At 73.3% G+C, this 22,892-nt stretch carries 25 protein-coding genes; 9 read left to right on the top strand and 16 right to left on the bottom strand.

Translation table 11 applies throughout. From position 1 onward, the window contains the following. Position 1 precedes the first annotated feature (1 nt). The 3 genes from pfkB to J2X26_RS06320 form a co-directional block, all read right to left on the bottom strand. Positions 2 to 949 (bottom strand): 1-phosphofructokinase, encoded by a 948-nt coding sequence (gene pfkB, locus J2X26_RS06330; RefSeq protein ID WP_307490765.1) that lies wholly within the window; start codon positions 947 to 949, stop codon positions 2 to 4. Further along, positions 946 to 1,707, bottom strand: a complete 762-nt coding sequence (locus J2X26_RS06325) for a DeoR/GlpR family DNA-binding transcription regulator (RefSeq protein WP_307490764.1) — start codon at positions 1,705 to 1,707, stop codon at positions 946 to 948. Before J2X26_RS06325 ends, pfkB begins: the two co-directional genes overlap by 4 nt. A 222-nt stretch (positions 1,708 to 1,929) precedes the next feature. Beyond that, entirely contained in the window at positions 1,930 to 3,054 is a 1,125-nt protein-coding gene (locus tag J2X26_RS06320; RefSeq protein ID WP_055912249.1) for a GuaB3 family IMP dehydrogenase-related protein, read from the bottom strand. Between the two features lie 134 nt (positions 3,055 to 3,188). Here J2X26_RS06320 and J2X26_RS06315 point away from each other — a divergent pair, with 134 nt between their 5' ends. Together J2X26_RS06315 and J2X26_RS06310 are read left to right on the top strand one after the other, a co-directional pair. Further along, positions 3,189 to 3,908, top strand: coding sequence for an exonuclease domain-containing protein (locus tag J2X26_RS06315; RefSeq protein ID WP_307490762.1), 720 nt, complete (start codon positions 3,189 to 3,191; stop codon positions 3,906 to 3,908). Between the two features lie 112 nt (positions 3,909 to 4,020). Continuing rightward, positions 4,021 to 5,595: a helix-turn-helix domain-containing protein gene (locus J2X26_RS06310; RefSeq protein ID WP_307490760.1), complete on the top strand. Its 1,575-nt coding sequence runs from the start codon at positions 4,021 to 4,023 to the stop codon at positions 5,593 to 5,595. Positions 5,596 to 5,611: 16 nt separating this feature from the next. On the opposite strand, the gene J2X26_RS06305 is transcribed toward J2X26_RS06310, so the two are convergent. The 4 genes from J2X26_RS06305 to J2X26_RS06290 all read right to left on the bottom strand — a co-directional run bounded on the left by J2X26_RS06305 (position 5,612) and on the right by J2X26_RS06290 (position 9,718). Beyond that, positions 5,612 to 6,355 (bottom strand): class I SAM-dependent methyltransferase, encoded by a 744-nt coding sequence (locus J2X26_RS06305; protein WP_307490758.1) that lies wholly within the window; start codon positions 6,353 to 6,355, stop codon positions 5,612 to 5,614. A 7-nt stretch (positions 6,356 to 6,362) separates the two neighbouring features. Then, the gene (gene guaB, locus J2X26_RS06300) at positions 6,363 to 7,874 is read right to left on the bottom strand and encodes an IMP dehydrogenase (RefSeq protein WP_055912242.1); all 1,512 of its coding nucleotides are present in this window, start codon (positions 7,872 to 7,874) and stop codon (positions 6,363 to 6,365) included. Between the two features lie 40 nt (positions 7,875 to 7,914). Beyond that, complete coding sequence (locus J2X26_RS06295; protein WP_307490756.1) at positions 7,915 to 8,640, bottom strand: response regulator transcription factor; 726 nt, start codon at positions 8,638 to 8,640, stop codon at positions 7,915 to 7,917. 160 nt (positions 8,641 to 8,800) lie between these two features. Continuing rightward, positions 8,801 to 9,718, bottom strand: coding sequence for a MerR family transcriptional regulator (locus J2X26_RS06290; protein WP_307490755.1), 918 nt, complete (start codon positions 9,716 to 9,718; stop codon positions 8,801 to 8,803). Between the two features lie 251 nt (positions 9,719 to 9,969). On the opposite strand from J2X26_RS06290, the gene J2X26_RS06285 reads away from it, so the two are divergent. Then, entirely contained in the window at positions 9,970 to 10,266 is a 297-nt protein-coding gene (locus J2X26_RS06285) for a WhiB family transcriptional regulator (RefSeq protein ID WP_307490753.1), read from the top strand. A gap of 144 nt (positions 10,267 to 10,410) precedes the next feature. On the opposite strand, the gene groES is transcribed toward J2X26_RS06285, so the two are convergent. Then, positions 10,411 to 10,707 (bottom strand): co-chaperone GroES, encoded by a 297-nt coding sequence (gene groES, locus J2X26_RS06280; protein ID WP_055912235.1) that lies wholly within the window; start codon positions 10,705 to 10,707, stop codon positions 10,411 to 10,413. Positions 10,708 to 10,911: 204 nt separating this feature from the next. On the opposite strand from groES, the gene J2X26_RS06275 reads away from it, so the two are divergent. The 4 genes from J2X26_RS06275 (at position 10,912) to J2X26_RS06260 (ending at position 14,190) form a co-directional block, all read left to right on the top strand. Then, positions 10,912 to 12,093 (top strand): class I SAM-dependent methyltransferase, encoded by a 1,182-nt coding sequence (locus J2X26_RS06275; RefSeq protein ID WP_307490750.1) that lies wholly within the window; start codon positions 10,912 to 10,914, stop codon positions 12,091 to 12,093. Next, positions 12,093 to 13,241 carry a glutamate--cysteine ligase gene (locus J2X26_RS06270; protein ID WP_307490749.1) on the top strand — a complete coding sequence of 383 codons (1,149 nt, stop codon included), beginning with the start codon at positions 12,093 to 12,095 and terminating at the stop codon, positions 13,239 to 13,241. The genes J2X26_RS06275 and J2X26_RS06270 overlap by 1 nt, the downstream gene beginning before the upstream one ends. Positions 13,242 to 13,318: 77 nt before the next feature. After that, positions 13,319 to 13,666 carry a PadR family transcriptional regulator gene (locus J2X26_RS06265; protein ID WP_307490748.1) on the top strand — a complete coding sequence of 116 codons (348 nt, stop codon included), beginning with the start codon at positions 13,319 to 13,321 and terminating at the stop codon, positions 13,664 to 13,666. Then, entirely contained in the window at positions 13,663 to 14,190 is a 528-nt protein-coding gene (locus J2X26_RS06260) for a hypothetical protein (RefSeq protein WP_307490747.1), read from the top strand. The genes J2X26_RS06265 and J2X26_RS06260 overlap by 4 nt, the downstream gene beginning before the upstream one ends. A 3-nt stretch (positions 14,191 to 14,193) precedes the next feature. Here the strand turns inward: J2X26_RS06260 and tsaD are convergent, their stop codons facing one another. Continuing rightward, complete coding sequence (gene tsaD / locus J2X26_RS06255; protein WP_307490745.1) at positions 14,194 to 15,234, bottom strand: tRNA (adenosine(37)-N6)-threonylcarbamoyltransferase complex transferase subunit TsaD; 1,041 nt, start codon at positions 15,232 to 15,234, stop codon at positions 14,194 to 14,196. Between the two features lie 86 nt (positions 15,235 to 15,320). Here tsaD and J2X26_RS06250 point away from each other — a divergent pair, with 86 nt between their 5' ends. Next, a complete protein-coding gene (locus J2X26_RS06250) occupies positions 15,321 to 15,974 on the top strand; it encodes a malonic semialdehyde reductase (RefSeq protein ID WP_307490744.1) in 654 nt (217 codons plus the stop codon). A 7-nt stretch (positions 15,975 to 15,981) separates the two neighbouring features. On the opposite strand, the gene J2X26_RS06245 is transcribed toward J2X26_RS06250, so the two are convergent. From J2X26_RS06245 to J2X26_RS06215, 7 genes are read right to left on the bottom strand one after another with little or no spacing between them, the layout of a single operon-like run. Further along, on the bottom strand, positions 15,982 to 16,818 hold the full coding sequence (locus J2X26_RS06245; protein ID WP_307490742.1) for a sulfurtransferase: 837 nt from the start codon (positions 16,816 to 16,818) through the stop codon (positions 15,982 to 15,984). After that, complete coding sequence (gene rimI / locus J2X26_RS06240) at positions 16,815 to 17,291, bottom strand: ribosomal protein S18-alanine N-acetyltransferase (protein ID WP_307490741.1); 477 nt, start codon at positions 17,289 to 17,291, stop codon at positions 16,815 to 16,817. Before rimI ends, J2X26_RS06245 begins: the two co-directional genes overlap by 4 nt. Then, complete coding sequence (gene tsaB, locus J2X26_RS06235; RefSeq protein WP_307490739.1) at positions 17,288 to 17,971, bottom strand: tRNA (adenosine(37)-N6)-threonylcarbamoyltransferase complex dimerization subunit type 1 TsaB; 684 nt, start codon at positions 17,969 to 17,971, stop codon at positions 17,288 to 17,290. Before tsaB ends, rimI begins: the two co-directional genes overlap by 4 nt. 4 nt (positions 17,972 to 17,975) lie before the next feature. Beyond that, positions 17,976 to 18,506 carry a tRNA (adenosine(37)-N6)-threonylcarbamoyltransferase complex ATPase subunit type 1 TsaE gene (gene tsaE / locus J2X26_RS06230; RefSeq protein WP_307490738.1) on the bottom strand — a complete coding sequence of 177 codons (531 nt, stop codon included), beginning with the start codon at positions 18,504 to 18,506 and terminating at the stop codon, positions 17,976 to 17,978. Continuing rightward, a complete protein-coding gene (gene alr, locus J2X26_RS06225; protein WP_439897821.1) occupies positions 18,503 to 19,669 on the bottom strand; it encodes an alanine racemase in 1,167 nt (388 codons plus the stop codon). Before alr ends, tsaE begins: the two co-directional genes overlap by 4 nt. A gap of 23 nt (positions 19,670 to 19,692) precedes the next feature. Continuing rightward, positions 19,693 to 20,307 (bottom strand): nucleoside/nucleotide kinase family protein, encoded by a 615-nt coding sequence (locus J2X26_RS06220; protein WP_307490736.1) that lies wholly within the window; start codon positions 20,305 to 20,307, stop codon positions 19,693 to 19,695. After that, a complete protein-coding gene (locus J2X26_RS06215) occupies positions 20,304 to 21,797 on the bottom strand; it encodes an NAD(P)H-hydrate epimerase (RefSeq protein WP_307490735.1) in 1,494 nt (497 codons plus the stop codon). Before J2X26_RS06215 ends, J2X26_RS06220 begins: the two co-directional genes overlap by 4 nt. Before the next feature lie 107 nt (positions 21,798 to 21,904). Between J2X26_RS06215 and J2X26_RS06210 the strand changes: the two genes are divergently transcribed. Beyond that, entirely contained in the window at positions 21,905 to 22,891 is a 987-nt protein-coding gene (locus tag J2X26_RS06210; RefSeq protein ID WP_307490733.1) for an LLM class F420-dependent oxidoreductase, read from the top strand. The last annotated feature ends 1 nt before the right edge of the window (position 22,892 follow it).

The raw sequence follows: 22,892 nt of genomic DNA, 5'->3' as shown, positions 1-22,892 counted from the left end.
GTCACAGCTCCTTGAGGGCGAGTCGGGGATCGGGGCTCTCCACGACCCGGACGGCGTCCAGGTCGATGTCGGTGGGGTCGGGAACGGCGGTGCCGGGCAGCAGGACCGCCGCGCGGCCGAAGGCGACCGCGGTGCGCAGGCGGTCGCCGGGCGACCCGTCCGCGGTGAGGAAGCCGGCGAGGGTCGAGTCCCCCGCGCCGACGGTGGACAGCGGCACGAGCGGCGGACCGCCCGCCCACCAGACACCCTCGGCGAGGACGAGCATCGCGCCGTGCGCGCCGAGGCTGACGAGGACGGCTCGGGTGCCGGCGGCGATGACCTCGCGGGCCGCGCCGACGACGTCGCCGACGGTGGACAGCTCACGCCCGACGAGCTCGGCGAGCTCCTCGTCGTTGGGCTTGACGAGCGTGAGCCCGCCCTGCCGGACGGCACGGGTCAGGGGAGGTCCGGAGGTGTCGAGGATGAACGGCACGCCGTACCGGGCGGCCAGTCCGGCGACCTGCACGAAGAAGGTCTCCGGCGCACCGAGCGGCAGGCTGCCCGCGCAGACCAGCGCACCGGGCTGTGCGGCCAGCTGCGTCTCGAGGGCGGAGAGCAGCGCGTCGACCTCACCGGGCGTGAGCTTCGGACCGGGGGCGTTGACCTTCGTGGTCACCCCCGTGCCCTCGACGAGCGTGAGGTTGCTGCGGGTGTGGTCGACGAGCGGGACCGCGAGGGTCGGCACGTCGATCTCGGCGAGCATCTCGACCAGGCGGGCACCGTCGGCACCGCCGGTCGGCAGCACCGCGAGGGTCGGGACTCCGTGGCGGACCAGGACGCGGGAGACGTTGATGCCCTTGCCGCCGGGGTGCAGGTGGCCCCCGTGGGCGCGGTTGACCTCGCCCACCTGCAGCCGGTCGACCTCCAGGGCCCGGTCGAGGCTCGGGTTCGGGGTCAGCGTGATGATCATGCGGTCACCACCCGCGGGCCGGCGGCCTCGAGCTCGTCGACGAGCTCGGGCTCGACCCCGCTGTCGGTGATGATCGTGTCCACCTGGGACAGCGGCACGACGTGGGCGAACTCGACGCGACCGATCTTCGAGTGGTCCGTGAGCACGACGGTGCGGCGCGCGTTGGCGACGAGCGCGCGCTTGACGGCGGCCTCCGCGAGGTCCGGGGTGGTCAGTCCGTGCTCGACGCTGAGCCCGTTGGTGCCGAGGAACGCGACGTCGGCGTGGATGTCGGCCAGCTCACGCTCCGCCCACGACCCGACGGCGGCGAGCGTCCGGCCGCGCACCGTGCCGCCGACGAGGTGCAGCGTGATGTTCGGCCGCATCGCCAGCACCATCGCGACGGGCAGCGCGTGGGTCACCACCGTGAGCTCCCGGTCCGACGGCAGCAGCTCGGCGAGCCGGACGGTGGTGGTGCCGGCGTCGAGGATGACGGCGCCGCCGTCGGGGAGCTCGTCGAGCGCGGCCTTGGCCACCCGCTCCTTCTCGCCGGCGAAGCGTGCCTCGCGGTCGGCGATGCCCGGCTCGAAGCCGAGCCGCTCGACGGGGATGGCGCCGCCGTGCACCCGGCGGAGCAGCCCGTGGCGCTCGAGCACCGTGAGGTCGCGGCGGATGGTCTCGGGGGTGACGTCGAGGTCCTCGGCCAGCCGGTTCACGTCGACCCGGCCGTCGGCGCGTGCCGTGGCGAGGATCTGCTGGTGCCGCTCGGGTGCGTACACATCGACTCCGTCGTCCTGCGCGCCGGCCCTGACACCGGCGTCCACTTCGTCCAGAGTGCGCCCCATCACACCGCCATGTCAAGAGATTCGGACATATTCGGCGGTATTCAAATGTTGATTCGGGCAGCATGCCTGGTCAGGACGTCATGGCCGACTCACCCGGACACACAAAGACGCCCGGGTGCGCCCGTTTCGGGGCGCCACCGGGCGTCGTCGGAAGCGTCAGTGCGGCTGGTACGGGCTCACCACGACCTCGACCCGCTGGAACTCCTTGAGGTCCGAGTAGCCGGTCGTGGCCATCGCGCGACGGAGCGCGCCGACGAGGTTGAGGGTGCCGTCCGCGGTGTGACCCGGGCCGAACAGGATCTGCTCCAGCGACCCGGCGGTGCCGACCTCGACCCGCTCGCCGCGCGGCAGCTTCGGGTGGTGCGCCTCGGGTCCCCAGTGCCAGCCGCGGCCGGGCGCCTCAGTGGCCCGGGCCAGCGCGGCACCGAGCATGACCGCGTCCGCGCCGCACGCGACCGCCTTGACCAGGTCGCCCGAGCGGCCCACGCCGCCGTCGGCGATGACGTGCACGTACCGGCCGCCGGACTCGTCGAGGTAGTCCCGCCGGGCCGCGGCCACGTCGGCGACCGCCGACGCCATCGGTGCGTGGATGCCCAGCGACAGCCGCGTCGTGTGCGCCGCGCCGCCGCCGAAGCCGACCAGGACGCCGGCAGCCCCGGTGCGCATGAGGTGCAGCGCCGCCGTGTACGTCGAGGCGCCGCCGACGATGACCGGGACGTCGAGCTCGTAGATGAACCGCTTGAGGTTCAGGGGCTCCACGCGGCCGGACACGTGCTCCGCCGAGACCGTGGTGCCGCGGATGACGAAGAGGTCCACCCCGGCGTCGACCACCGTCCGCCAGAACTCGTTGGTGCGCTGCGGCGACAGGGCGCCCGCGACGGTCACGCCCGCGGCGCGGATCTCCTTGAGGCGCGCGGTGATCAGCTCGGGCTGGATCGGGGCCGCGTAGATCTCCTGCATCCGGGCGGTGGCGCGCGCGCTGTCGAACGTCGCGATCTCCGCGAGCAGGGGCGTCGGGTCCTCGTACCGCGTCCACAGCCCCTCGAGGTCGAGGACACCGAGCCCGCCGGCCTGGCCGAGCGCGACCGCCGTGGCCGGGCTCATCACCGAGTCCATGGGCGCCGCGATGATCGGCAGGTCGAAGTGGTAGGCGTCGATCTGCCAGCCGACCGAGACCTCCTCGGGGTCACGGGTCCGCCGTGACGGGACGACCGCGACGTCGTCGAAGGAGTAGGCCCGGCGTCCGCGCTTGCCGCGGCCGATCTCGATCTCGTTGCTCACCGGGCCAGGCTACCGGGGCGCGGACCACCCACCCGAACCCACAAGAACCGCGGCACGCGGGCCACCTCCGCGGCAATGTCAGACGTCGGTGCGAGTCTGGCTGCAGCACGAGAGCACCGAAGGAGCGCGACACGATGAGCTGGACGGACGGGCCACTGCTCGGCTTCGACACCGAGACCACGGGCATCGACGTCGACAACGACCGCATCGTCACCGCAGCCCTCGTCCGTCGCGACGCCTCCGGCACCCACGTCCGCAACTGGCTGATCAACCCCGGCGTCCCCATCCCGGACGCGGCGGCCGCCATCCACGGCGTCAGCACCGAGCACGCCCGCACGCACGGCCGCCCGCCGCGCGAGGCGCTGGAGGAGATCGCCGCCGACCTGGCCGAGGCCCTGCGCGGTGGCGTCCCCGTCGTCGCCTACAACGCCTCGTTCGACCTGTGCCTGCTCGACGCGGAGCTGCGGCGGCACCGCCTCAAGACCCTGCCCGACCGCCTGTGCAGCGACGCACGCCCCGTGATCGACCCGCTGGTGCTCGACCGCGCGGAGGACCAGCTACGCCGGGGCAAGCGCAAGCTCGTCGACCTGTGCGGCTACTACCAGGTGGTCGAGTCCGGGAACCTGCACACCGCCGACGTGGACGTCGTCGCCACGCTCGACGTGCTCGAGCGGATCGTCGGACGGTTCCCGCACCTCGCGACGCTCGACCTCGACACGTTGCACGAGTACCAGTCGACGGCGTACCAGGCGTGGGCCGAGAGCTTCAACGCGTGGCGCGCCGAGCAGGGCTTCGACGGACCCGGAGCGGCCGACGTCTGGCCCACGCGGGAGCCCGTCGGCACGCTCTGGTGAGACGTTCGTCATATCGCGGCTGAGTTCGCAGGATCGCTCGACGCCGGATCCGACCGATTCGATGACACGCCACGACGTGGCGATATCTCATCCATGAGTTAACGTCGTCCCCATGACGACGATCATCACCCCGGTTCCGACGAGCACCGGGTCCTTCCCGGTCATCCAGGACCCGCTCGCGCACGTCGGCTCCCTGGTCCGCTCGGCCCGCCAGCACCGCGGCCTGACGCAGGCCCAGCTCGCGGAGCGCCTGGCCACCAGCCAGTCCGCGATCCACCGCATCGAGCAGGGCGCGCAGAACGTCAGCCTCGAGATGCTGACCCGCATCGGTGCCGCGCTCGACTCCCCCATCGTCACGCTCGGCGGCCCCCAGCGGACCCACCTGCGCGTGCAGGGCGGACAGACCCTGAGCGGGCGGATCGACGTCAACACCAGCAAGAACGGCGCCGTCGCGCTGCTGTGCGCGTCGCTGCTCAACCGGGGCACCACGCGGCTGCGGAACGTCGCGCGCATCGTCGAGGTGGACCGGATCGTCGAGGTGCTGCGGTCCGTCGGTGTCCGCGCCACGTGGTCGACGGACGGCCGCGACCTCGAGATCGTCGTCCCGAGGCACCTCGACCTCGGTGCCATCGACGTCGACGCCGCCCGCCGCACCCGGTCGATCATCATGTTCCTGGGCCCGCTGCTCGGGCTCGAGGACGAGTTCCGGCTCCCCTACGCGGGCGGCTGCGACCTCGGCACCCGGACCGTCGAGCCGCACCTGATCGGCCTGCGGCCCTTCGGGCTGGACGTCACCGCGACCGCGGGCGACTACCACGGGCTGGTCACGCGAGGCGGTGCGCAGGACCTCTCGATCGTCCTCACCGAGCGCGGCGACACCGTGACGGAGAACGTCATCATGGCCGCCGCCGGCCGCGAGGGCGTGACCACCATCCGCAACGCCAGCCCCAACTACATGGTCCAGGACCTGTGCTTCTACCTCGAGCTGCTCGGGGTGCGCATCGACGGCATCGGCACCACGACCCTGCGGGTGCACGGCCTGGCGGCCATCGACGCCGACGTCGAGTACGCCGTGTCCGAGGACCCGGTCGAGGCGATGAGCCTGCTGACCGCGGGCATCGTCACCGGCTCCGAGATCACCGTGGGCCGCGTGCCCATCGAGTTCATGGAGATCGAGCTGGCGACCCTCGCGGAGATGGGCCTGCGCTACACGCTCTCCGACGAGTACTCCGCCGCCAACGGTCGCACCCGCCTGGTCGACGTCACCGTGCACCCCAGCGAGCTGCGCGCCCCGATCGACAAGATCCACCCGATGCCGTTCCCCGGGCTGAACATCGACAACCTGCCGTTCTTCGTGGCGATCGCGGCGTGCGCCGAGGGCTCCACCCTGATCCACGACTGGGTCTACGAGGGTCGAGCCATCCACCTCACCGACCTCACCCGGCTCGGCGCCGACGTCCGCCTCCTCGACGCCCACCGCCTGCAGGTCAGCGGCCCGACGCACTGGTCCGGTGCCGAGGTCTCCTGCCCGCCGGCCCTGCGCCCTGCGGTCGTCATCCTGCTCGCGATGCTCGCCGCGAAGGGCACCTCCGTGCTGCGCGACGTCGACATCATCGCCCGCGGCTACGAGCAGCTCCAGGACCGCCTGGTCGAGCTGGGCGCCCAGATCGAGACGTTCCGCGACTGAGGGTGGTCGCCCGGGCCTACCGGCCCGGGCCGGCGCGGCCGAGCCGGACGGTGAACTCCTGCGCGTCGCCGTCGACGGGCCCGTCCAGCACCACGAGCCCGGCCTGCACCGCCAGCGCGCTGAAGCCCGCCGGTGTGTGCCAGTGCAGCAGCCACACCCGGTCGACCCGCTCGACGCCCGCGCCCGTCGACCGCTCGTAGCGCAGCGTGGTCCGACGCGTCCGGGTGGCGGCGTCCCAGTCCTCGTCGACCACGCCCACCCGGATCGTCGCGCCCTCGTCGGTGACGACGGATCGGAAGGCCCCGACCTGGTCCGCCGGTGTCGGTGCAGGGACGAAGAGCGGGACGAGCGCGGTCCCGTCGTCGGTGAGGTGCGCCCGGATCGCCCGCAGCGCGCGCAGGGCGAGGTCGTCCGTGGCGAGCAGGGTGAACGTGGCGCCGGCCAGGAAGATCGACCGGTAGAGGCGCGGCAGGTCGAGATCCTCCATCCGCTGCTGGTGGACGGACACCGACAAACCGCGGGCAGCCGCGGTCGCACGGAGCCGGTCGAGCATGTCCGCCGACGAGTCCACCCCGTCGACGTCGAGCCCGAGGGCGCGCAGGTCGAGCAGCGGGTCGCCGTCGCCGCAGCCGAGCTCGAGCGCGGGCTCGCCGGACGACGCGATGAACGACGCGTACTCGGCCGGGTCCGACGTGAAGGACCGCAGCGGCGCGTACAGCTCGGCGACGAGCCCGGTGTAGAAGTCCGCCGGGTCCGTCATCGACGGCTCAGCGGCCGGTGTAGTTGGGCGCCTCGACGGTCATCTGGATGTCGTGCGGGTGGGACTCCTTGAGCCCGGCCGCGGTGATCCGGATGAACTTCCCGCGGTCCTGCAGCTGCGGGATCGTGTGCGCCCCGACGTAGAACATCGACTGGTGCAGCCCACCGATGAGCTGGTGCGCGACGGCGGACAGGGGGCCGCGGTACGGCACCTGACCCTCGATGCCCTCAGGCACGATCTTCTCGTCGGAGGACACGTCGGCCTGGAAGTACCGGTCCTTGGAGTAGGAGATCCGGCCGCGGGACGCCATCGCGCCGAGCGAGCCCATCCCGCGGTAGTGCTTGAACTGCTTGCCGTTGACGAACACGAGCTCACCGGGCGACTCGTCGCAGCCCGCCAGCAGCGAGCCGAGCATCACCGTGTCGGCGCCGGCGACGAGCGCCTTGGCGATGTCCCCGGAGTACTGGAGCCCACCGTCGCCGATGACCGGGACGCCGGCCGGCTTGCAGGCGCGGGCGGCGTCATAGATGGCGGTGACCTGCGGGACGCCGACGCCGGCGACGACGCGGGTGGTGCAGATGGAGCCCGGTCCGACGCCGACCTTGACGGCGTCCACCCCGGCGTCGACGAGCGCCTGCGCGCCCGGGGTCGTCGCGACGTTGCCGCCGATGACCTGGACGTGGCGCGTCGACGGGTCCGACTTGAGCTTGCGGACCATGTCGAGCATGAGGCGCGCGTGCCCGTTCGCGGTGTCGACGACGAGCGCGTCGACGCCGGCCTCGACCAGCGCGGTGGCCCGCTCCCAGGCGTCCCCGAAGAACCCGATGGCGGCGCCGACGACGAGCCGCCCCTCGCCGTCCTTGGTCGCGTCCGGGTACTGCTCGGACTTCACGAAGTCCTTGACGGTGATGAGCCCGCGCAGGATGCCGGCCTCGTCGACCAGCGGAAGCTTCTCGATCTTGTGCTTGGCCAGCAGCGCAGCGGCGTCGTCGCGCGCGATGCCGACGGGCGCGGTGACCAGCGGCATCGGCGTCATGATGTCGCGGACTCGGCGCGTCTCGAAGTCGCCCGGGGGCACGAAGCGCAGGTCGCGGTTGGTGATGATGCCGAGCAGGAGCCCGTTCTCCGCGATGACCGGCAGGCCGGACACGCGGTAGATGCCGCAGAGGTGGTCCAGCTCGGCGAGCGTCGCGTCCGGCGACACCGTCACCGGGTCGGTGATCATGCCGGACTCGGAGCGCTTCACCAGGTCGACCTGGTGGGCCTGGTCCTCGATGGACAGGTTGCGGTGCAGGATCCCGATACCGCCCTGGCGCGCCATGGCGATGGCCATGCGCGACTCGGTGACGGTGTCCATCGCGGCGGACAGCAGCGGGACGCGCACGGAGATCTCGCGCGTCAGGCGCGAGGAGGTGTCCACCTCGCTCGGGATGACGTCCGTCTCCCCCGGCAGGAGGAGCACGTCGTCGTAGGTGAGCCCGATGCGGGCGAACGGGTCGGCAGGCGAGTGCTCCGTCATCCGGCAAGGATACGCGGGCGCGCGCGTGGTCCGGTCCCGCCTACTGGATCAGGCCCCGGCGCAGACCGATGGCGACGGCCTGGGCGCGGTCGTTGGCACCGAGCTTGCGGAACAGCCGGCGCGCGTGGGTCTTGACGGTGTCCTCGGACAGGTAGAGCTCGGCACCGATCTGGGCGTTCGAGCGTCCGTGGCTCATGCCGGTGAGGACCTCGATCTCCCGCTTGGTCAGCGGGACACCCGGGATCGCGCCGGTGGTCGGCACCCCGACGGGTGCACCGTTCGCGTCGGGCGCGGTGACGGTGGGGTTGCCCTTCGACGGAGTGCGCAGGTCGCTGGCCCGGAAGCTGCCCTGGCTGGGCACGTCCACGGACGTCCGCGTCGAGGGCTGCGCGGGCAGCACGGGGCTGGCCAGCACGTGGGCCGCCACCGCGGAGAGCTCGGCACGGCCGACGTCGGGCGCGAGGAAGCCGCGCGCCCCGAGGGCGAGCGCCCGGTCGAGCGCGACCGTGTCGTCCGGCAGCGCGAGCAGCACGATGGCTGCCGACGGCGCCACCGCACGCAGGCGACGGATCGCCTCGATCGCACCGGGCGCAGCGAGGTGCGCGTCCAGCAGCACGACTGTCGGCGGCATCCGCCGCGCGAGACTCAACAGCTCGTCCACCGACGACGCCGCTCGGACCGGACCGAGTGCGGGCACGCCGATGGAGGTCACGACGAGCCGCTCTCGAACGACCGCCGAGCCGTGACAGACCACGACTCCCGCCATGTTTGTTTCCCCTCTCGGGCCCCGAGCGGGCCACCTGGAGTCTTATCGGCCGAGCATCACGCAGAAGTTAGCCGGAGAGGCGAACCACACCCGCTCCGGGCGGGGCTTCGTCCGCCCGTGCGCCACCTGGGTGGAATGTCTCCCCCGGTCGGCGGCGATCTCACCCGTCCACGCTCGCCGTCGCCACGGCCAGCACCTCGTGCAGCAGGCCGGTGAAGGTCCGAGCGCGGTGCACGGAGCGCCCGAGCGGGACCGCTCCCGCGGCCCGGTCCGGCACCATCACGAACTGCGGGAGGTCCGGCTGCTCGCTCGCCAGCCGGTCCACCACCTCGAGGTCGACATCCACGCGCTCCCCGAGCGTGACCACGGCTCGCGCCCGGGTCATCGCGGTGAGCTCGACCGCGTGGTGCGGTCCCACGGGCCCGCCGACGATGCGTGCGTCGACGCCCTGCGCCGCCAACGCGCCGGCGAGGACGTGCGCGACCAGCGGCCTGGCCTCGCGCGCGGCGACCAGGACCAGGACGACCGGCCGGCGTGCGGCGCCGAGCGGGACGGGCCGGTCCCGGAGGGCGGCGAGCACCCCGGCGTGGACCGCGAAGGTCGCGTCGACTCCGGGCGGGTCGACGACGGTGCGCCGGGCGAGCGCCGCGAGGACCGGCTCGACCAGGCTCGTCCACCAGAGCACGACGTCCGGGCTCTCCTCGAGCGTGAGCAGCCGGGCGCACCGTGCGACGTCGCCCGCGAGCGCTGCGTCGACCACGGCGGTCGGCGTCGTGGGCGCCGCGTCGTGCGCGCTCGTGGCGGGTCCGGAGACGACGTCGGTCGCCAGCGCGATCCGCGCGGACTCGGAGGGCGCCACGCCGTCGAGGGTGAGCCGCCGCATGATCAGCAGCCGCTCCACGTCGATCGTCGAGTACCGGCGGTGCGCGCCGGCGGAGTGCTCGGACGGGCCGAGCCCGTACCGGCGGTCCCAGGTCCGCAGCGTCGCGGGGGCGACACCGAGGCGTCGGGCGACCGCGGCGACGGCCAGCGCGGGCGTCGGCGCCGCCGCCGGTTCGTCGTCCTCGCGCGTCACCATGGCGCGATTCTGCCAGGCCGACGCGATTCGGCCCGCTCTACGCGTGTCGCCGCCGACACGCCGACCTGCGACGACATCGGCAATCGCGCCATCACACGAATGTGTGACACGGTCTTGAACAACTTCTGGCGCGGTTGTAACGTCCTCTCCAACGCGTCACCCCCGGTGGACATCACCGGACGTCCGTGTTCACGACTTCCCGGCGCAGCCGCCACCGCGGGCACTGCACCGGATCGACTGAGGAGGAACCCATGGCCGAGATCTCGCGCCTTCCCGGACCGGTGATGGACCTGTGGGAGTGGCAGTTCGACGGTGCCTGCCGTGACGAGGACCAGGACCTGTTCTTCCACCCCGAGGGCGAGCGTGGATCTGCCCGCCGCCGCCGCGCCGAGGCCGCCAAGGCAATCTGCGCGACCTGCCCGGTGATCAAGGAGTGCCTCAACCAGTCGCTCGCCGTGCGCGAGCCGTACGGCGTCTGGGGCGGCCTCTCCGAGGACGAGCGCGCCGCGGTGCTCGCCCAGCGGGGCCGCGCCACCCGCGTCGGCTGACCACCTGCTCGACCAGAGCCCCCTCCCCGTCGGCACGATCGGGGAGGGGGCTCTGGCGTGCTCCCGCCACGAAGACGCAGGAAGGCCCCCACGGCAGCTGCCGTGGGGGCCTTCCGAGCGAGCGGGGGGCAGGCGCCCCTCAGCTCACTTGACGACGATCGCGAGGATGTCGCGGGCCGAGAGGATGAGGTACTCCTCGCCCGAGTACTTGACCTCGGTGCCGCCGTACTTCGAGTAGATGACCTTGTCGCCGACGGCGACGTCGAGCGGGATCCGGTTGCCGTTGTCGTCGACACGGCCGGGTCCGACCGCCAGGACCTCGCCCTCCTGGGGCTTCTCCTTGGCGCTGTCCGGGATGACGAGACCGGAAGCGGTCGTCGTCTCTGCCTCGAGCGTCTTGACGACGATCCGGTCCTCGAGGGGCTTGATGGAGACCGACACAGCGGACCTCCCCTTCGCATGTGAGTAGTTCTCTGAGGTTCGTGCGCGCTCATCGACCACGTCGTCGCGGGTGCCGTGGTCTGGAGCGCAGCTGGCACACTCACCGGGAGAGTGCCAGCCATCACTCTAGGAACCGGTTAGCACTCGGTCAAGGCGAGTGCCAACGACCCGCCCGGAGCACCTGCTGCGTGCGAGGATCGCGACATGGATCGCGACGGCATCGCCCAGCTGCTCAGCCCCGCGGGCTGGGCCCTGCTGTCGGCGCTGCCGCCGTACGACGAGAGCCGCACGCTGGCGCTCTCGGAGCGGATGCGCGACGAGGGGATCGACCCGGCGCTGGTGGCCGCCGCGCTGACGCAGTCCCGCCTGCGCGCGAAGGCCGCCGGGAAGTTCGGGACGTTCGCGGACGGCATGCTCTTCACGGCGGCCGGGCTCGAGCAGGCCACCCGGCTCAGCGTGGGGGCGCACCACGCCCGGCGGTTCCGCGACGCGGGCAGCACCCGGATCGCGGACCTCACCAGCGGGATCGGGGCGGACGCGATGGCCTTCGCGGGCATCGGCCTGCGGGTGCTTGCCACGGACGTCGACGAGGCCACGGCCGCGATCGCCACCGTGAACCTGCGGCACTTCCCCGACGCCGAGGTGCGGCACGGCGACGGTCTCGCGCTCGACCTCGAGGCGGAGGGCATCGACGGGGTCTACGCGGACCCGGCCCGCCGGACGTCGTCGGGAAGCCGCGTCTTCGACCCCGCCGCCTACGAGCCGTCGCTCGATGCCGTCCTCGCCGTCCGCGAACGCGTGCCGGCCCTCGGCCTGAAGCTGGGCCCCGGCATCCCGCACACCGCGCTGCCGGCAGACGCGCAGGCGCAGTGGGTCTCGGTGGACTCCGACGTCGTCGAGGTCGGCCTCTGGTTCGGCCCGCTGGCGCCGGAGGGGCCCGGACGGTCCGCTCTCGTGCTGCGCGACGGCGAGGCGCACGTCGTGCAGCAGACGTCGGAGGAGAGGCCGCCGACGGGCGCCCTGGGCGGCTACCTGTACGAGCCGGACGGAGCCGTCATCCGCGCCGGCCTGGTGGGCGAGACCGCCGCGCAGGTGCACGGCCGGCTGCTGGACGCCACGATCGCCTACGTGACGTCCGACGCCCTCGTACCCGTCCCCACGGCCACGGCCTACCGGGTGCTCGACTCCATGCCGTTCGGCCTGAAGCGGCTCCGCACGTACCTGCGAGGACGTGACGTGGGCACCCTGACGATCAAGAAGCGCGGCACCGCGGTCGTCCCGGAGCAGCTCCGGCGCCAGCTGGACCTGCGGGGCAGCACCAGGGCGACGATCATCCTCACCCGCGTGGCGGGCAGCCAGCAGGTGCTCGTGGTGGAGCCGGTCTGATGGCCGCGCCGGTCACCGTCCCGTTCGGGCACTCGGAGCGGTCCACCGTCGGCATCGAGTGGGAGGTCGCCCTCGTCGACGCCGACTCCGGGGACCTGCGGCAGGCCGCCGAGGCGATCCTCGCCGCCGTCCAGCCCGCCGGCGGTGGCGAGCACCCCCTGATCACGCAGGAGCTGCTGCTCAACACGGTCGAGATCCGGTCGGGCAAGTGCCGCACGATCGCCGAGGCGACGGCCGACCTGCAGCGGGCGCTGGACGAGGTCGAGTCGGTGGCGACGCCCCTGCGCATCCAGATCATGGGCGGCGCGACGCACCCGTTCGCCAACTGGGCGCAGCAGAAGGTCACCGACAAGCAGCGGTACGCCACGCTCATCGACCGCACGCAGTGGTGGGGCCGGCAGATGCTGATCTACGGGGTGCACGTGCACGTCGGCATCGAGGACCGCGCCAAGGTCCTGCCGCTGTCCCGCGCGATGCTCACGGTGTTCGCGCACATCCAGTCGCTGTCGGCGTCGTCCCCGTTCTGGGGCGGCCGGGACACCGGCTACGCCTCGAACCGCGCGCTGCTGTTCCAGCAGCTGCCGACGGCCGGCCTGCCGTTCGCGTTCGAGGACTGGACCCAGCTCGAGCAGTACGTCGGCGACATGATGCACACCGGGGTCATCGACCAGTTCGACGAGGTCCGCTGGGACGTCCGGCCGTCACCGCGGTTCGGCACGCTGGAGATGCGGATCGCCGACGGCGCCTCGAACCTGCTCGAGGTCGCGGCGATCTCCGCCCTGACCCACTGCTTCGTCGAGCACTTCTCCTCGATGCTCGACCGCGGCGAGACCCTGCCGACGCTGCCGCCGTGGTTCGCGCAGGAGAACAAGTGGCGCTCCGCGCGGTACGGCATGGACGCGATCATCATCACGAACGCGGCCGGCGACGAGGAGCTGGTGACGGACGCCGTCGGTCGCTGGCTGGTCGAGCTGGCGCCCGTCGCCGAGCGGCTGGGCTGCGCGGCCGAGCTCGAGCAGGTGCGGGTCATCCTGCGTCGGGGAGCCTCGTACCAGCGGCAGCGGGCGGTCGCCCGCCGGCATGCGGGCGAGCTGGACGCGGTGGTCCGGTCCCTCGTCGCCGAGCTCAAGGCCGGACGCCCACTGTAGGACCCCGTCTCGTGTCGTCGTGAATCGGGTGTGACCTACTACTTGCTTATACCTACTAGCGGGCATAGCCTGAACGCATGGACGAGCCCCGCGACCCGCAGCTCCTCAAGGGAGTGCTCCCGATGCTCGTGCTGGCCCTGCTGACCGAGCGCGAGTCGTACGGGTACGAGCTGGTCACCCGCCTGCACGAGGGCGGCCTCGACGACCTGAGCGCCGGAACGCTCTACCCGGTGCTCAACCGCCTCGAGCGCGACGGACAGATCTCGTCGCGGCTCGTCGCCTCCAGCGCGGGCCCGGCCCGCAAGTACTACGTCCCCACGCCGGCCGGCACGGACCAGCTCTGGAGCACCGCCCGGTCCTGGCAGCAGCTCTCCACCACCGTCGAGCTGATGCTCGCCCGCGCCACCCCGAAGGAGTCCTCATGAGCACGTCGTTGCGCGACACCCTCGTCCGCGAGCGCTACCTGACGCGCTTCAGCTGGGCGTTGCAGGACCACCCGAAGGACAAGCAGATCGTGCGCGAGCTGCGTACCGAGCTGACCGCCACGGCGGCCGAGGTCGGCATGCGGGCGGCGGTCGCCGACCTCGGGCACCCCCGGGTGCTGGCCGACGCCTACCTGAACGAGCTCGGCCGACCGGTGCCCCGCTGGGCCACGGGCGCCGTCTGGGGCGCGCTCGCCGTCGGCGCCGTGGCGTACCTGGCGTTCGCGTACGGCATCGGGACGCTCGACACGATCGGGCAGATGGGCGGCGGCACGCTCGAGCGGGTGTTCCTCGGCGCGACCACGACGTTCACCAACGACGACGGCGCGGTCTCCGTCAGCTCGACGCTCACGTGGCAGGTGCTGGTGTTCTACGCGGCCGTGTTCACGGTGCCGTTCCTGCTGGGCGCCCGGGTGTGGCGCGTGTGGGCCGGCTCCCCCGCCACCGCCCGCGCCGCGCACGCCTGACGGTCAGACCAGGACCTGGGTCAGCGGCATCGACGAGTCGACCGGCAGGTCCAGCGACGACGGCGGCAACCCGCGGCGCACGACGGCCGAGCCGAGCGCGGCGATCATGGCGCCGTTGTCGGTGCAGTAGCGGATGGGCGGGATGCGCAGCGTGATGCCGGCCTCGGCACAGCGCTTGGCGGCCATGTCCCGCAGCTGGGAGTTCGCGGAGAACCCGCCGCCGACCACCAGGGTGTCCACGCCGTGCGCGCGGCAGGCCGCGATCGTCTTGGCGGTCAGGACGTCCGCCACCGCCTCGGCGAACGAGGCCGCGACGTCCGGGAGCGGCACCTCCTGACCGGAGTCCTGCCGCGCCTCCACCCAGCGGGCCACCGCGGTCTTGAGCCCGGAGAACGAGAAGTCGGCGGCGTGCGCGGCCTGGTCCTTGGCGGCGGTCAGCCCGCGCGGGAAGCGGATCGCGGCGGGATTGCCCTCACGGGCGAGACGGTCGATGTGCGGCCCGCCCGGGTACGGCAGGCCCAGCAGCCGGCCGACCTTGTCGAAGGCTTCCCCCGCCGCGTCGTCGAGCGTCGACCCGAGCTCGGTGACGTTGACGGTGTCGTCGAGGAGCAGCAGCGACGAGTGGCCGCCCGAGACGACGAGCGCCATGACCCGGTCGGGGAACGCGCCGTCGACCAGCTCGTCGACCACGGCGTGCCCGATCACGTGGTTGACGCCGTACAGCGGCTTGTCCAGCGCGAGCGCGAGGGCCTTGGCGGCGGAGGCTCCGACGGTCAGGGGTCCGACGAGCCCGGGGCCGGCCGTGACCGCGATCGCGTCGACCGCACCGAGGGAGACGTCGGCGGTGGCCAGCGCCCGCTCGATCGTCGGCACCATGGCCTCGAGGTGGGCGCGCGACGCGATCTCGGGGATGATCCCGCCGAACCGCGCGTGCTCGTCGACCGAGCTCGCGACGGCGTCGACCAGCAGGTCGTAGCCGCGCACCAGGGCGACGCCGGTCTCGTCGCACGAGGTCTCGATCCCGAGGACGAGGGGGTCTGCCATGCGCCCAGGATAAGTGGCCGCGCCGCTGTGACGACCGCCACCCCGCTGCTCGGAACAACGGGCGGTAATTGACGCTTCAACCAACCATGACCACTGACACCACTGTCCTCGACGGCCTCGACTTCACAGCATTCGGCCGCGGGCCTGGTCTCGCGGTCGCCGACGACGTCGCGGACCTCCTGTTCCGCGAGGCGCGCACCGCGGCCGCGTTCACCCCCGACGAGGTCAGCGACGAGCGGATCGCCGCGGTCTACGACCTGGTCAAGTGGGGCCCGACTGCCCTCAACACCGTCCCGCTGCGCCTCCTGGTCGTCCGCACGCCCGAGGCCCGTCAGCGTCTCGCCGCGCACATGAGCGAGGGCAACCGCGAGCGCGTCCTGGGCGCCCCCGTCTCCCTGGTCCTGGCGGCCGACACCGGCTTCCACACGCACATCCCGACGCTCGCGCCGCACATGGCCGCGCTCGCCGACGCACTCGAGGGCCAGCCCGAGCAGCGCGAGTCGATGGCCCGGACGAACGCGCTGATCCAGGCCGGCTACCTGATCGTCGGCCTGCGCGCCGCCGGCCTGGCTGCGGGCCCGATGGGCGGCATGGATGCCGACGCCATCGACCAGGAGTTCTTCGCCGAGAACGGCTGGAAGTCGCTCCTCGTCGTCAACGTCGGTCACGTCGAGGGCACCGGCACGCACCGCGCCCGCGCGGAGCGACTCGGCTACGCGCAGGCGTCGCTGACCGTCTGACGGTCCCCTAGACCCGGGCCGCGGCCGGTCCCGTCTCCGCCGGCCGCGCCGGGTCGTTCGACCACTGCGACCAGGAGCCCGGGTAGAGCGCCGCCTCGACGCCGATCGACGCGAGCGCCGCGACCTCGTGAGCGGCCGTCACGCCCGAGCCGCAGTACACGGCGACCGGACCCTCGACCGCCGCGAACCGCTCCCGCAGCGCCGCATCGGACAGGAACGTGCCGTCGGGGCCGATGTTCCCCGCCGTCGGCACGGAGATCGCACCGGGGATGTGGCCCGCGCGCGGGTCGACCGGCTCGACGTCGCCGGCGTACCGCTCGGCGGCACGGGCGTCGAGCAACGAGCCGTCCCACGTCGCCGCCTGATCGGCGTCGATCGTCGACAGCGCCCCCGGCACCAGCACCACGTCCCCGGGCTCCGGCATCACGGACCCGGCCTCCAGCGGCAGCCCCGCGTCCGTCCACCCCGCGAGCCCGCCGTCGAGCAGCCGCACGTCGCGCACGCCGGCCCAGCGCAGCAACCACCACACGCGCGCGGCGGACATCCCGCCGACCGCGTCGTAGGCCACGACCGCGCGCTCCCCCGAGACACCCCAGCGACGGGCGGCGGCCTCGAGCACGGCGAGGTCGGGCAGCGGGTGGCGACCCTCCTGCGGCGAGGCCGGACCGGCCAGCTCGGTGTCCAGGTCCACGAACACGGCACCGGGCAGGTGGCCGTCGAGGTAGCGGTCGTGACCGTCCGTCTGCCCGAGCGCCCAGCGCACGTCGAGCAGGACCGGCGGGTCGGCGCTCGACAGCGCCTCGTTCAGCGCGACGGCGTCGACGATGACTGCGTCCCTCGTCATGCAGGCTCCTCCTGACCACGCAGGTCCAGCCGCATGGTCCACGCGTCGATGTTGCCCGGTTGGTAGTACGCCCGGCGCATGCCGAGCCGTTCGAAGCCGGCGCTCTCGTACAGGTGGATCGCGGGGTCGTTGTCCACCCGCACCTCGAGGAGCACGACGGCGGCACCGAGCGAACGGGCGCGGTCCAGCAGGTTGTCCAGCATCCGCCGGCCGAGCCCGCGCCCCTGGAACCGCTCGTCCGTGCCGATCGTCATGACCTGCGCGTCGTACCCGTCGAACCACAGGCCGGCGTACCCGACCAGCTCACCGCCGACGACCGTCCCCACGTACCAGCGCCCGGGGCCGCTGATCTCCGACGCGAGGCTCTCGGGCGACCAGGCAGCCGCCTCGAAGAGGTCGATCTCCATGCGTTCCAGGGCCGGCAGGTCCGCGGGGGTCAGGGCACGGACCAGGACGTCGCCGGGCTCGGTCATCCGAGCACGCGCTTGCGCGCGGCCTGCGGCACGGCGTCGGGCCGGCGCAGGTAGAGCGGCTCCGTGCCGAGCACCCGACCCTCCGCCACCCGCTCCAGGGCCAGCCGGGCCAGCTCCGCCGGGTCGGGATCGAGGAGCGGGGACTCGGTGCCTGCGGCGAACGCGTCGGCGTACAGCAGCGCGCCGCGCCCGACCACCAGAGCACCGGCGGTGCGCTCGTCGGAAGCGACGTCCGCGGCAGCCGCGACCTCGGGTGCCACGAGCACCTCGATCCGCCCGGCCCCGACCACCCGGTAGAGCGACCAGTACACCTCGCGGCGCCGGGCGTCGGTGGCGACGAGCACGTCGGTGCCGGGTGGCAGGGTGCGCGACGCCCTCAGGGCCACCGCGTCGAGGCTCGGGACGCCGTGCGCCGGGATGCCCAGCGCCAGCGCGAGGGTCCGCGCGGTGACCAGCCCGACGCGCAGCCCGGTGAACGGGGCCGGACCCGTGCCGACGACGACGGACGTGAGCTCGCGCCGGTCCACGCCGGCGTCGGCCAGAACGGCGGCGATCATCGGGGTCAGCAGCTCGGCGTGGTGGCGCTGCTGCCGGTCCGAGCGCTCGGCCAGCAGCGCACCGGCGTCGTCGGTGAGGGCCACCGCGACGGCGGCGGACGTGTCGAGGGCGAGGACGGGCACGAGGTCAGCCTGCCACCGGGTCGGCGTCGGGCAGCGCGACGTCCGCCCAGCGTGCACCGACGGCCCGCACGGTGACCACGCGCTCCCCCGCGGCGGCGTCGTCGAGGTCGTCGTCGGCCAGCGCTCCTCCGCGCGGCCGCTGCAGCGTGACCTCGAGACGGTCCTGCGCGAGCGACTCGACCCACCCCTCGCCCCACTCGACGACGGTCACGGCCTCGTCCAGGCTCGCGTCGAGGTCGAGCGCGTCCACCTCGTCGAGCGAGCCCAGCCGGTAGGCGTCGACGTGCACGAGGGTCGGACCGCGGGTGCCGTCGGGCCGCGCGACCGGCGGGTGCTCGCGCGCGATGATGAACGTCGGCGACGCCACCTGCCCACGCACCTGCAGCCCGGCTCCGATCCCCTGCGTCAGCGTGGTCTTGCCCGCCCCGAGGTCCCCGGTGAGCACGACCAGGTCGCCCGCCCGCAGGACGTCCGCGAGCGCGCGACCGTAGGCCCGGGTGGCGTCGGCGTCGGGCAGCCGAACCGTGACGCTCATCGGGCGACCGCCTCGCTGTCGACGTGCACCCGGGGAACCCGTGCACCGATCCGCGTGACGATCTCGTAGGAGATCGTGCCGGCGGCGACCGCCCAGTCCTGCGCGGTCGGCCCGCCGTCGCGACCGCTGCCGAACAGCTCGACCCGGTCCCCCGCCTGCTCGGTCGCCCCGGGGCCGAGGTCGATCACCACCTGGTCCATGCAGACCCGGCCGGCGACCCCGAGCGTGCGACCGCCGACGCGCACGGGACCACCGGGCTGCTCCTGCGTGCCCGACGCGTGCCGCGGGATCCCGTCGGCGTAGCCCAGCGGCACCAGACCGAGCACCGTGTCGTGCGTGGTGACGTACTGGTGGGCGTACGAGACACCGTGCCCGCCGGGCACGACCTTCACGTTCGCCAGCTCGGCCTCCAGGGTCATCGCCGGCACGAGGCCGTAGTCGTCGTGCCCACCCAGCTGCGGGACCGGCGACAGGCCGTAGACGGCGATGCCGGGCCGGACGAGGTCGTAGTGGACCGCCGGGGTGGTCAGCGTCGCGGCGGAGTTGGCCAGGTGCCGGACCTCGAGCGCGACGCCGGCGGCCTCGACCGTCCGCAGCGCGTCCGCGAACACCTCGCCCTGGTGCTTCACGGTCGGGTGCTCGGGCTCGTCGGCGAACGCGAGGTGGCTCCACAGCCCGACGACCTCGACGGCACCTTCCGCGCGCAGCCGCAGGACCTCCGGCAGGATCGTCGCGAGGTCGGCCGGGGTGAGCCCGTTGCGGCCCAGCCCGGTGTCGACCTTGAGGTGCGCGCGGGCCGGACGCCCGGCCACACGGGCGGCCACGGCGAGCTCGTCGAGCGCCCACGGAGCAGACACCGACACGTCCACGTCCGCCTCGACGGCCTCCCGCAGCGGCGCACCGGGCGCGTAGAGCCAGGTCAGCACGCGGGTGCCGGTGATCCCGCCACGCCGCAGGGCGAGCGCCTCGTCGACCTGCGCGGCGCCGAGCCAGGTCGCGCCACCGGCCACGGCGGCGGCAGCGGTCGGCAGGAGGCCGTGGCCGTAGCCGTCGGCCTTCACGACGGCCATGACCTGTGCGGTCGGCGCGTGCGCGGCCAGGGATCGGACGTTGGAACGGACGGCCGCGAGGTCGACGACGGCACGTGCGGGGTACGAGCTCACGGCGCCCAGTCTCGCACCGGTACTCAGCCGACGTGGACGACGACGTCGGCGCGGACGGCCGTCGCCGCGACCAGCCGGGCGTTGTTCTCATCGGGACCGTGCGACCACGCGCGCGCCGCCTCGGGCGACTTGCCGAACGCCTCGTGCCGGGCCACCAGCCGGGTCAGCCGCAGCCCGTCGTCAGGCGCCAGGAACCACGACTCGTCGAGCAGGGCGGCCACGGGACCGAAGCCGTGCTCGTCGAGCAGCAGGTAGTTCCCCTCGACGACGACCAGCCGCGCCTCGGGCGGGACCGCGATCGCCCCGGCGACGGGGTTGCGCAGGTCGCGGCGGTACTCGGGCGCGTAGACGGTCCGTTCCGGGCTGCGCAGGCGGGTCAGCAGCGCGACGAACCCGTCGGCGTCGAACGTGTCCGGAGCTCCCTTGCGGTCGGCGCGCCCGATCCGCTCCAGCTCCGTCTGCGCGAGGTGGAACCCGTCCATCGGCACGACGACCGCGGCGGGTCCCACCGCGGCGACCACCTGCGTGGCGACCGTCGACTTGCCGGCCCCGGGCGCGCCGACGATGCCCAGGATCCGCCGTGGCCCGCTCTCGAGCAGCGCCTCCACGCGGGCGAGGAGGTCAGGAGTCAGCGTCACCTGCCCAGCAGCTCCGCGATCGTGGCCGGCAGCGCGTCCGCGACCGCGCGCGCCGAGATCGGGCCGCCGGGGTTGGCCCGGTGCGCCGCGCGGCCGTGCACCAGCGCAGCGGTGGCCGCCAGCGCGGCAGCGAGGGACGGGTCCTCGTGGATGGCGTCTACCCGGCCGGCGAGCAGCGCGCCCAGCAGACCCGCCAGCACGTCGCCCGCCCCCGCGGTCGACAGCCACGCCGGGGCGTCGGCCTGCGCGTAGGCGGCACCCTGAGCGCCCGCGACGACGGTCACGGGTCCCTTGAGCAGGACGGTCGCGCCGGTCAGCTCGTGCGTGCGGCGCGCCCAGCGCAGCGGCTCCGCCTCGACCGCGGCCCGGTCGACGGTCTCACCACGCTGCGTGAGGACGCGCGCGAGCTCGCCCGCGTGCGGCGTCAGCACCGCGTGCGGGCCGACGTGCGCGGGCAGCAGCTCGAGCGCACCCGCGTCGACCACGGCTGCCTCGCCGCGCTCCCGCACGTGCTCGAACGCGTACTCGATGCGTCGTCGCTGGCCGGCGTCGTCCGGGGAGACCCCCGGCCCGAACACCCAGGCCTGCACGCGCCCGTGACCCACCACGACCTCCGGGTGCGCGGCCACGACCACGTCCCCGACGTCGCCCAGGTACCGCACCATGCCGATGCCGGCCTGCACGGCCGCGCTCGTCGTCAGCACCGCGGCCCCCTGGTAGGCCCGCGAGCCGGCCACGACCCCGAGGACCCCGCGCGTGTACTTGTGCGCATCGGACGCGGGCACCGGCCACAGGTCCGCGACGTCACCCGGTTCCAGCCGCACCACGGCGGGCACACCCGCCAGGTCCAGGCCGAGGTCGACCAGCTCGACCCGGCCGGCGGCGTGGGTGCCGGGCGGCAGCAGGAGCCCGGGCTTCAGACCGCCGAACGTCACCGTCAGGTCGGCGTCCAGCGCGATCCCGTCCCGCCGCCCGTCGTCGACACCGAGGCCCGACGGCACGTCGACGGCGACGACGTACGGCCGACCGAGGTCCAGGATCGCCTGCACGAGCGCGCCCGCCGCACCGCGCAGGCCCGACCCGTCCGAGCCGATCCCGAGCAGCCCGTCCAGCACCAGGTCGGCGCCGGCCGCGAGCGCGGCGGCGTCGTCCACGGACCCGTCGACCCGCAGGGCACGTCCCCTGGCCTGCAGCAGCGCAGACAGGCCGCCCTCGTGGACCCGCTCCGCCGTCACCACCGCGTGGACCTCGACCCCGCGCCGAGCCAGCAGCGCACCCGCGTACAGGGCGTCGCCGCCGTTGTTGCCGGGTCCCGCGAGGACGACCACCCGCGCACCGGCGACGGCGCGGCGCCGTTCGCGCAGCACGGCGGCCGTGCGCACGTGCAGGGCGAACGCGGCCCGCTCCATCAGGGGGACGCCGAGCGCCAGCAGCGGTTCTTCCGCCGCCCGCACCTGCGCGGAGGTCCAGGTCTGCAGCACGTTCCTCATCCTGACGGGTGGGAGAGCATTTGCACGCGGGCGCGGGCGACGACGTCCGAATGCATCGATTCGACCCGACCAGGCACACCGGCTCCCGCGCAGGTAACGTGCCCCGCATGCGCTTCGGACTCTTCATCCCCCAGGGCTGGCGGCAGGACCTCGCCGGCATCGAGCCGCGCGACCACTGGCCGACCATGAGCGCCCTGGCCAACCACGCCGACCAGGGCGACGCCTTCGAGTCGATCTGGGTGTACGACCACTTCCACGCGGTGCCCGAGCCCAACGGCGAGGCCACCCACGAGGCCTGGAGCCTCATCAACGCGTTCGCCGCGTCGACCAGCCGGGTCCGGCTCGGCCAGATGTGCACGTGCATGGCGTACCGGAACCCCGCCTACCTGGCCAAGGTGGCCACGACCGCGGACATCATCTCGGGCGGCCGCGTCGAGATGGGCATCGGTGCGGGCTGGTACGAGCACGAGTGGCTCGCGTACGGCTACGGCTTCCCGTCCGCCGGCACCCGGATCGCGATGCTCGACGAGGGCGTCCAGATCTTCAAGCAGATGTGGACCAACGGCACCGCGACGCTGGACGGGCGGCACTACCAGGTCGACGGCGCCCAGCTGTCCCCGCTGCCCCTGCAGGTGGATGGTCCGCCGCTGTGGATCGCGGGCGGCGGCGAGAAGAAGACGCTGCGCATCGCGGCCGAGCACGCCGCCTACACCAACTTCGCAGGCGCCCCCGAGGCCTTCGCGCACAAGTCCGAGATCCTGCGCGGGCACTGCGAGGCCATCGGCCGGCCGTTCGAGGAGATCACCCGGTCGGCCAACTACAACGTGGTCATCGGTGCCACCGAGGCCGAGGTCGACGACCGTATCGCCTGGGTCGAGGAGCACCTGAGCAACACGGTCCCCGCGAAGGCGGCCGAGGTTGCCGAGGACTTCCGCAACGGCCCTCTCGTCGGCACCCCGGAGCAGATCGTCGAGAAGCTCCAGGAGCTCGAGAAGCTCGGCATGACCTACGCGATCACGTACTTCGCGGAGGCCGCCTACGACCGCTCGGGCATCGAGCTGTTCGAGTCCGAGGTCGTCCCGGCTCTGCGCTGAG

The organism is Cellulomonas humilata, from assembly GCF_030814415.1.
GTDB classification, from domain to species: domain Bacteria; phylum Actinomycetota; class Actinomycetes; order Actinomycetales; family Cellulomonadaceae; genus Cellulomonas; species Cellulomonas humilata_A.
This window is presented reverse-complemented; position numbering and strand designations above follow the sequence as displayed.

What these genes read in the sequence shown, in the direction of transcription:
- pfkB (WP_307490765.1), bottom strand. Translation starts at nt 949, where the DNA reads ATGATCATCACGCTGACCCCGAACCCGAGCCTCGACCGGGCCCTGGAG.
- J2X26_RS06315 (WP_307490762.1), top strand. Translation starts at nt 3,189, where the DNA reads ATGAGCTGGACGGACGGGCCACTGCTCGGCTTCGACACCGAGACCACG.
- J2X26_RS06310 (WP_307490760.1), top strand. Translation starts at nt 4,021, where the DNA reads ATGACGACGATCATCACCCCGGTTCCGACGAGCACCGGGTCCTTCCCG.
- J2X26_RS06305 (WP_307490758.1), bottom strand. Translation starts at nt 6,355, where the DNA reads ATGACGGACCCGGCGGACTTCTACACCGGGCTCGTCGCCGAGCTGTAC.
- guaB (WP_055912242.1), bottom strand. Translation starts at nt 7,874, where the DNA reads ATGACGGAGCACTCGCCTGCCGACCCGTTCGCCCGCATCGGGCTCACC.
- J2X26_RS06295 (WP_307490756.1), bottom strand. Translation starts at nt 8,640, where the DNA reads ATGGCGGGAGTCGTGGTCTGTCACGGCTCGGCGGTCGTTCGAGAGCGG.
- J2X26_RS06290 (WP_307490755.1), bottom strand. Translation starts at nt 9,718, where the DNA reads ATGGTGACGCGCGAGGACGACGAACCGGCGGCGGCGCCGACGCCCGCG.
- J2X26_RS06285 (WP_307490753.1), top strand. Translation starts at nt 9,970, where the DNA reads ATGGCCGAGATCTCGCGCCTTCCCGGACCGGTGATGGACCTGTGGGAG.
- J2X26_RS06275 (WP_307490750.1), top strand. Translation starts at nt 10,912, where the DNA reads ATGGATCGCGACGGCATCGCCCAGCTGCTCAGCCCCGCGGGCTGGGCC.
- J2X26_RS06270 (WP_307490749.1), top strand. Translation starts at nt 12,093, where the DNA reads ATGGCCGCGCCGGTCACCGTCCCGTTCGGGCACTCGGAGCGGTCCACC.
- J2X26_RS06265 (WP_307490748.1), top strand. Translation starts at nt 13,319, where the DNA reads ATGGACGAGCCCCGCGACCCGCAGCTCCTCAAGGGAGTGCTCCCGATG.
- J2X26_RS06260 (WP_307490747.1), top strand. Translation starts at nt 13,663, where the DNA reads ATGAGCACGTCGTTGCGCGACACCCTCGTCCGCGAGCGCTACCTGACG.
- tsaD (WP_307490745.1), bottom strand. Translation starts at nt 15,234, where the DNA reads ATGGCAGACCCCCTCGTCCTCGGGATCGAGACCTCGTGCGACGAGACC.
- J2X26_RS06250 (WP_307490744.1), top strand. Translation starts at nt 15,321, where the DNA reads ATGACCACTGACACCACTGTCCTCGACGGCCTCGACTTCACAGCATTC.
- J2X26_RS06245 (WP_307490742.1), bottom strand. Translation starts at nt 16,818, where the DNA reads ATGACGAGGGACGCAGTCATCGTCGACGCCGTCGCGCTGAACGAGGCG.
- rimI (WP_307490741.1), bottom strand. Translation starts at nt 17,291, where the DNA reads ATGACCGAGCCCGGCGACGTCCTGGTCCGTGCCCTGACCCCCGCGGAC.
- tsaE (WP_307490738.1), bottom strand. Translation starts at nt 18,506, where the DNA reads ATGAGCGTCACGGTTCGGCTGCCCGACGCCGACGCCACCCGGGCCTAC.
- J2X26_RS06215 (WP_307490735.1), bottom strand. Translation starts at nt 21,797, where the DNA reads ATGAGGAACGTGCTGCAGACCTGGACCTCCGCGCAGGTGCGGGCGGCG.
- J2X26_RS06210 (WP_307490733.1), top strand. Translation starts at nt 21,905, where the DNA reads ATGCGCTTCGGACTCTTCATCCCCCAGGGCTGGCGGCAGGACCTCGCC.